Below are 1,468 nucleotides of genomic sequence, written 5' to 3'. Positions count from 1 at the left end.
GGTCAGCTGGCCGCGGCCGGTGGTGGTGGTGCGTGCGTCGCGGTGAAGAGTCGGTCGAACGCGGTCTGCCAGGGCCAGGCGTCCGGCAGGTGCAGGATGATGCGGCGCGCCGTCCGTGCCAGTCGTGCCGGCACTGAGATGAGGGTGCGGCGAATCGTCGCGGTCGTTGCCCGGGCGAGCCGCCCGCCTCGGTCGGCGATGAGTCCAGCGGCGCGAGTGAGGTTGAATGCGATCACGGCGAGGACGAGCCATGCGCTGTTCGCGGTGAACACTCCCGAGGGCAGGTGAGCGAGCGGGCCCGCCTTCAGGTCGGCGTGAACTTGCTCGATGATCGCGTGCCCGCGGTGGGTCTTGTCCGCCTCGACGGTTCCCATTGTCTGCTTGTCGGTGGTGGTGAAGAACGCGTGGTGCCGGTAGCTGTCGAACAAGGTCGGCTGCTCGACCTGCTTGGGGTTCAGGTCTGGGATCCGTCGGACCACCAGTCGTCCTTCAACCCGTTCGGCGATCTTCCGGGAACGGAACGCGACGAAGGGCACCTCGGCGACCTCGGCCTTCGAGATCCACCGGCCCGTGACCTCGTCACGGATCGCGTTCGGGTACTCGATCGTCTCCCACCCGTCCTCGGGGATCGTCGCGATCGCCGTCTTCACCGCGGGGTCCATCCGAACGGTGATGGACACGTCCGCGCCGGCCTTGATCGCGGTGCCGATGGTGGCGTGGCCGTAGAACGCGGAGTCCGCCCGCAGCAACGGCCGAACACTGCTGCCCAGGTCCATGCGGCGAAGCGTGGCGAGGGTGTCGGCGACGATCCTGGCCGCGCCTTTCGGGGAACCGGTCTTCCCCTGCCGCAACCGCTGGGCGAGGATCACCGGCGCTGAGGTCGTCGTCGACGCTGTCGCGACGAGGGCGTTGAGGCCGCGGACGCCGGAGTACCCGAACGACGCTCCCTGCTTCTGGTACCCGTGGACCTCGATGATCGTGTCGTCCACGTCGACCATCACCCGCTCACCGTCCCGGATCTGCAGCAGCGGCGCGGCCGATGCGAGGTTCACCAGCGTCCGTGAGGCGACGGCATCGAGCTGGCGGACGTGCCCGAACCGGAACTCCCGCAGGAACGAGCCCAGCGTCGACGGTGCATACGTCCGATCGAACAACCGGCCCATCCCGCCATGACGCAGCAGATTCATGTCGTCGATCGAGTCCGCGCCAGCGAGCATCCCCGCGACCAGCGCCATCACCTTGCCGCCGGCGTTCGCACCCTTGTCCGTCGGGACGCTCAATCGCGACTGCGCGAGCTCATCAAGCCCCGCAGAACGGGCAAGACGGAGCATCGGGACCAGCCCCGCGACCGACACGAGATTCGGATCATCGAACACAGCCGACACGGCAACGGGAGCATGCTTGAATTGCACCTACGAGATGCCTCTCAGACTCGGGAAATAGGACCTTAGACAAGCTCTATTCTTCC

General features: G+C 67.2%; 1 protein-coding gene. It reads right to left on the bottom strand.

The window, feature by feature from the left end:
- Window positions 1-2 precede the first annotated feature (2 nt).
- Window positions 3-1,412, bottom strand: coding sequence for an IS1380 family transposase (locus tag ABFT43_RS22610; protein ID WP_109239996.1), 1,410 nt, complete (start codon window positions 1,410-1,412; stop codon window positions 3-5).
- Window positions 1,413-1,468 lie beyond the last annotated feature (56 nt).

Source organism: Gordonia aurantiaca, assembly GCF_039939235.1.
Classification (GTDB): Bacteria; Actinomycetota; Actinomycetes; order Mycobacteriales; family Mycobacteriaceae; genus Gordonia.
This window is presented reverse-complemented; position numbering and strand designations above follow the sequence as displayed.